Genomic DNA, 5,551 nt, shown 5'->3' on the forward strand with positions numbered 1-5,551 from the left:
AAGAGTCAAAAACTGACAGTAAAAAAGAGGCCGTCGCTGCGGCCATTGCCCGTGCAAAAGCTAAAAAACAAGCAGCGGCGCAAGCAGATCAGCAAAGCGAACAACAAGAGTCAAAAACTGACAGTAAAAAAGAGGCCGTCGCTGCGGCCATTGCCCGTGCAAAAGCTAAAAAACAAGCGGCACAAACAACTCAGCAAAGTGATAATAAGCTGCCCGACAATAGCGATGTGATAGAAGCACGTAAACAACGTAAAGAGCAGGCGCAGTTATATAAGCAGGAAAAACAGCTTAACACTGAGAGTAATAATAACAATAGCGATGCGCCAGCGACTCAAGAGAGCGCTGATGAAAAAAATCAACTTCAGGCGGATCAACGAAAAGCCAAAATAGCCGCAGCGATTGCCAAAGCAAAAGCGCAAAAAACAGCGCAAAAGGATTAAAGAAATGGCCTATAAGAATGCAAGCTCCCCTCATCAAAAACAACCAAGGACAACCACACAGGTTATGCTGTGGGTGGTCTTATGCCTCATTCCGGGCATTCTTTTGCAGGTTTACTTTTTCGGTTCTGCAAATTTAATTCAGATATCACTTGCCTGTACTGTCGCGCTATTGAGTGAAGCATTAATTTTAAAATTAAGAAATCGACCAGTCCTGCCCACCTTAAAAGATGCCAGTGCTTTAGTAACTGCAATTTTACTTGCCATTGCCATTCCACCGCTCGCCCCCTGGTGGATTACGGTCATTGGTACATTTTTTGCGATTGTATTCGTCAAACACTTATATGGCGGGCTGGGGCAAAATATTTTTAACCCGGCAATGGCAGCTTATGTTTTACTGCTAATCTCTTTCCCGGTACAGATGACTACATGGTTACCTGATTTGTCTCTGCAGCCATTTCCTTTAACGATAATGGATCAGATAAGCGCCATATTTACAGGCGCGACCCTTGACGGTTATTCCGTTGCGCAGCTTAATCTCAGCATTGACGGCTTATCCATGGCAACTCCGCTGAATACCGCCCGCGATGCACTGCATTCCGGTTTTACGATCAGCGAAGTGCATAATAGTCTGCAGTTTAAAGCCTCTTCCTGGGAGAAAGTTTATTGGATTAACGGTGCATTTTTAGTCGGGGGAATCATATTATTAGCTAAGCGTATTATTCAGTGGTATATCCCGGTGAGTTTTTTATTCGGCATTAGCGTTTTTTCTTTTATCGCTTTTGCACACAATCCGGATCTCAATTCATCCCCGCTCTTCCATCTATTTTCAGGTGCGACTATGTTAGGTGCTTTTTTTATATTGACTGACCCGGTCAGCGCTTCAACAACGGTTAAAGGACGTGTTTTATTCGCTTTATTAATCGCATTCATCGTGGTGCTCATTCGTAATATTGGCGGTTACCCGGATGCGGTAGCGTTCGCTGTCCTGCTCGGTAATATGTGTGTACCGCTGATTGATTATTACACCCGGCCTAAGGTTTACGGGGGACGTGTTTAACATGGCTGATATTTTTACAAGCACAAAAAAATGTGCAGGTACAATTAATAACTATATACAAACAAAAACTGATAGCGGGAGAGATTAATATGAGATCAAGTATCAGTCGTAATGCATTATTACTCTCAGCTTTTGCCATTATTTGTACCGCCAGTGTGGCACTGGTAAGCGAATTAGCACAGCCTAAAATTGCCCAGCAGGAGCAAAATGCATTACTGAAAACGCTAAACCAGCTTATTCCGGTAGATCAATATGATAATGATATCGTAGCCAGTTGTTTCACCGTTGCAGATCCGCACTTGTTAGGTAGCACGCAGCCACAGCAGGTTTTCATTGCAAAAAAAGATAATCATCCTGTCGCGCTAATGTTGGAAACAACAACCATGAGCGGTTATGCTGGTCAGATAAATCTGCTGGTAGGAATTTATGAAAATGGGCAAACTGCCGGTGTGCGCGTGATTCATCACTCAGAAACCCCCGGATTAGGAGATAAAGTTCAAACTAATAAATCTGATTGGATTTATGCCTTTAATGATAAGTCTTATCAGGAAACACAGAAATCACGCTGGGATGTGAAAAAAAATGGCGGTGATTTTGACGCCTTTACCGGCGCAACCATTACACCGCGTGCGGTAATTTTTGCAGTAAAAGATGCATTAATTTATTTTAAGAATAATAAAAATGAGCTCTTCAAGCATGAAGCGAATTGTGGAGAAAGTTTATGAATGAACAGAGCCAGTCAATCGAGCAGACAATCGATACAGCCGGCAGCGCAGATCCTATGTATAGAGAGCTGATTTGGCAGGGATTATGGAAAAATAATCCGGGCATTGTCCAGTTACTGGGTTTATGTCCCCTGCTGGCGGTCAGCAATACAGTCACCAATGCATTGGGCTTGGGTTTAGCCACCGTTTTTGTACTGATCGCCTCAAATTCTCTTGTCTCGTTAATTCGACATCATGTACCACAGGCAATTCGCATACCTATTTTTGTAATGATCATTGCTTCACTGGTAAGTTGCATTCAATTACTGATGAATGCATTCACCTATGAGCTTTACCTCTCTTTAGGTATTTTCATCCCGCTTATCGTTACAAACTGCATAATCATCGGTCGTGCAGAAGCCTTTGCTTCAAAAAATAGTCTTAAACACTCCGCTTTCGATGGTTTGATGATGGGTATGGGTTTTACCATTGTACTGCTTCTTTTAGGCGCCAGTCGGGAAATATTAGCCCAGGGGACAATATTTTCAGGCATTGAAACACTGCTTGGTGATTGGGCGAAAATATTCACCACTACGCTTTATCATACTGACAGCGGTTTCTTGCTTGCAGCGCTTCCGCCGGGCGCCTTTATGGTGATGGGATTGATTATCGCCATTAAAAACGTTATTGATCGCCGGATTGAAAAAAAATGAACAAAATAAAACGCCGCGAGATATTAACCCGTTTACGGGCAGCCAATCCCAAACCGCAAACTGAGCTTAATTATAGCTCTCCCTTTGAATTGTTGATTGCCGTTATATTATCGGCACAGGCAACGGATGTTAGTGTTAATAAAGCAACAGATCTGCTTTACCCCGTAGCCAACACACCGGAGGCAATTGCAGCGTTGGGGGTGGAAGGTTTAAAGCACTATATCAAAACCATCGGCTTATATAATAGCAAAGCAGTTAACGTGATTAAAACCTGCAACATATTAATTACGCTGCATAACAGTGAAGTACCTGAAAACAGAGAGGCATTGGAGGCTTTACCCGGTGTAGGTCGTAAAACGGCAAATGTCGTCTTAAATACGGCATTTGGCTGGCCGACAATAGCGGTAGATACGCATATTTTCCGTGTCTCAAATCGTACAAAATTAGCCATTGGTAAAAATGTTGATCAGGTTGAAGAAAAACTGTTAAAGGTCATACCCGCTGAGTTTAAGGTTGATGTGCACCACTGGCTTATTTTACACGGCCGTTATACCTGTGTTGCGCGTAAGCCTCGCTGCGGCTCCTGTTTAATTGAAGACCTGTGTGAGTTTAAAGATAAAACGGAAGATTAATAGGTACAAAAAAACGAGCCTAAGCTCGTTTTTTATTGCACACTAAAAAGAAGTCTTCAATCTTCGCCCTTGGTGCCGCGAAAATGCATGGTAATCCCATTTAAGAAGTTGCGTAACAGTTGATCGCCACAGACTTTATAGTTGCGGTGATCCTGTTTTCTAAACAATGCGGACAGCTCACTTTTGGAAACAGGGAATCCCGCCAGCTCTAACATTTTTAGCATATCTTCATCTTTAAAATTCAATGCGATACGTAACTTTCTTAAAATGTCGTTGTTAGGCAAAATTGCTTTCGCGGGTAAGATAACCGGCTTAGAACCTTCCTTTTTGCCCCGTTTTTCATTGATAAGACCATCTAAGAAAAGTGATAACAGGCTATCACGACAGAAAACATAATTTTCCTCACCCTCTTTGGCCATGATGCTGTGTAAATATTTTTCGTCAATTGCATTATCAACCGATGCAAAAATTTCTAACATTTTTTTATCGTTTAGTTTCAACGCATAACGTACACGTCGTAAAACATCATTTGTGATCATATATTCTCAATAGGTTAGTGTTATAAAAGGCACGCCCTACCAAAGTACTTCAAGTTACATCCTAAAGTTACCCGGGTAGGTACACAAACAGCGCATACATGCCGATTTGGAATGATTACAGGTGGCTATAAAGCCGGACAATGTGAAAAATTATGCGTTGCCTTTCACTTTTAGCTGCTGCTCAGCAGCAAAATCCATCATTCTGTTTAAAGAAACGAGTGCACCTTGCGCAACCGCTTGATCGACATGAATTTCATGCCCTGTAGGGTCATTTAAGGCATTATATATTGCTTTAAGGCCATTCATCGCCATCCACGGGCAATGCGCACAGCTGCGGCATGTAGCACCGTTACCTGCAGTTGGCGCTGTTAATATCTCTTTATCCGGACATGCCTGCTGCATCTTGTAAAAAATACCGGTATCGGTAGCGACTATCAGTTGTTTATTAGGCAGAGTTTGCGCCGCTTTAATCAGCTGGCTTGTTGACCCCACCGCATCTGCTAACTTAACCACACTCTCAGGCGATTCTGGATGCACTAATATAGCTGCATCTGGGTATAGCGCTTTCATATCTCTTAATGCGCTTGCTTTAAATTCGTCATGAACAATACAGTCACCTTGCCACATCAACATGTCGGCTCCGGTTTTACGCTCGATATAACCGCCTAAATGACGATCTGGTCCCCAAATAATTTTCTTATCCTGGCTGTCAAGGTGCTCGACAATTTCTAAAGCAATACTTGAAGTAACGACCCAATCCGCGCGCGCCTTCACTGCTGCTGAAGTATTTGCATAAACAACAACGGTACGATCCGGGTGCTGGTCACAAAACTCGCTGAAGGATTCGATAGGACAGCCAACATCTAATGAACAGGTAGCCTCTAACTCAGGCATTAATACATTCTTGTAAGGCGTTAAAATTTTGGCCGTTTCCCCCATAAAACGAACACCGGCAACGATCAGTGTTGAGGCCTTATGATCACGGCCAAAGCGTGCCATATCTAATGAGTCGGAAACATAACCTCCAGTTTCCTCAGCAAGGGCCTGAATTTCGGGATCGGTATAGTAATGTGCAATTAAAACCGCATCTTTTTCTTTTAATAGGGTTTTAATTTTAGCTTTGTAATCAACCTTTTCTTGCTCTGAAAGAACGATTGGCTTAGCAGGAAAAGGATAGTCAGAACCAGCAAGTGGAGAGTATTTGCTCATCATAGTCTCTTACATATTAAAAAATAATAATAATTATACCGCGAACAGAATTAAAAAGGGTAATTAAATCGATTATAACAAACTGGAGGGGAGTGGTGGGCCGTGAAGGATTTGAACCTTCGACAAATGGATTAAAAGTCCACTGCTCTACCAACTGAGCTAACGGCCCATATATTGCTATATAGTTTGATTTTGTTTCATAATTCACTTTTAAATTAAAAGTGTATCAATAGCTCTACCAACTGAGCTAACGGCCC

6 protein-coding genes, 1 tRNA gene and 1 pseudogene are annotated in these 5,551 nt (G+C 42.3%); 5 read left to right on the forward strand and 3 right to left on the reverse strand.

Annotation, left to right across the window (positions count from 1 at the left end; genetic code table 11):
* The 5 genes and pseudogenes from ABZA00_RS16000 to nth form a co-directional block, all read left to right on the forward strand.
* Positions 1-440, forward strand: a pseudogene (locus ABZA00_RS16000) (electron transport complex subunit RsxC); the annotation flags it as partial.
* Between the two features lie 4 nt (positions 441-444).
* Entirely contained in the window at positions 445-1,497 is a 1,053-nt protein-coding gene (gene rsxD / locus ABZA00_RS16005) for an electron transport complex subunit RsxD (protein WP_372883152.1), read from the forward strand.
* Between the two features lie 89 nt (positions 1,498-1,586).
* Positions 1,587-2,222, forward strand: a complete 636-nt coding sequence (gene rsxG / locus ABZA00_RS16010) for an electron transport complex subunit RsxG (protein WP_372883153.1) — start codon at positions 1,587-1,589, stop codon at positions 2,220-2,222.
* Positions 2,223-2,278: 56 nt separating this feature from the next.
* Entirely contained in the window at positions 2,279-2,914 is a 636-nt protein-coding gene (locus tag ABZA00_RS16015; RefSeq protein WP_372883157.1) for an electron transport complex subunit E, read from the forward strand.
* Positions 2,911-3,546: an endonuclease III gene (gene nth / locus ABZA00_RS16020; RefSeq protein ID WP_372883154.1), complete on the forward strand. Its 636-nt coding sequence runs from the start codon at positions 2,911-2,913 to the stop codon at positions 3,544-3,546. Before ABZA00_RS16015 ends, nth begins: the two co-directional genes overlap by 4 nt.
* A gap of 56 nt (positions 3,547-3,602) precedes the next feature.
* Here the strand turns inward: nth and ABZA00_RS16025 are convergent, their stop codons facing one another.
* The 3 genes from ABZA00_RS16025 to ABZA00_RS16035 all read right to left on the reverse strand — a co-directional run bounded on the left by ABZA00_RS16025 (position 3,603) and on the right by ABZA00_RS16035 (position 5,463).
* Positions 3,603-4,085, reverse strand: coding sequence for a DUF1456 family protein (locus ABZA00_RS16025; protein WP_372883155.1), 483 nt, complete (start codon positions 4,083-4,085; stop codon positions 3,603-3,605).
* A gap of 150 nt (positions 4,086-4,235) precedes the next feature.
* Positions 4,236-5,294: a quinolinate synthase NadA gene (gene nadA / locus ABZA00_RS16030; RefSeq protein ID WP_372883156.1), complete on the reverse strand. Its 1,059-nt coding sequence runs from the start codon at positions 5,292-5,294 to the stop codon at positions 4,236-4,238.
* 93 nt (positions 5,295-5,387) lie between these two features.
* Positions 5,388-5,463: transfer RNA gene (locus ABZA00_RS16035), tRNA-Lys, on the reverse strand.
* Between the last annotated feature and the right edge of the window lie 88 nt (positions 5,464-5,551).

The organism is Psychromonas sp., from assembly GCF_041586535.1.
In the GTDB taxonomy this organism is placed as follows: Bacteria; Pseudomonadota; Gammaproteobacteria; order Enterobacterales; family Psychromonadaceae; genus Psychromonas.

What these genes read in the sequence shown, in the direction of transcription:
- rsxD (WP_372883152.1), top strand. Translation starts at nt 445, where the DNA reads ATGGCCTATAAGAATGCAAGCTCCCCTCATCAAAAACAACCAAGGACA.
- rsxG (WP_372883153.1), top strand. Translation starts at nt 1,587, where the DNA reads ATGAGATCAAGTATCAGTCGTAATGCATTATTACTCTCAGCTTTTGCC.
- ABZA00_RS16015 (WP_372883157.1), top strand. Translation starts at nt 2,279, where the DNA reads ATGTATAGAGAGCTGATTTGGCAGGGATTATGGAAAAATAATCCGGGC.
- nth (WP_372883154.1), top strand. Translation starts at nt 2,911, where the DNA reads ATGAACAAAATAAAACGCCGCGAGATATTAACCCGTTTACGGGCAGCC.
- ABZA00_RS16025 (WP_372883155.1), bottom strand. Translation starts at nt 4,085, where the DNA reads ATGATCACAAATGATGTTTTACGACGTGTACGTTATGCGTTGAAACTA.
- nadA (WP_372883156.1), bottom strand. Translation starts at nt 5,294, where the DNA reads ATGAGCAAATACTCTCCACTTGCTGGTTCTGACTATCCTTTTCCTGCT.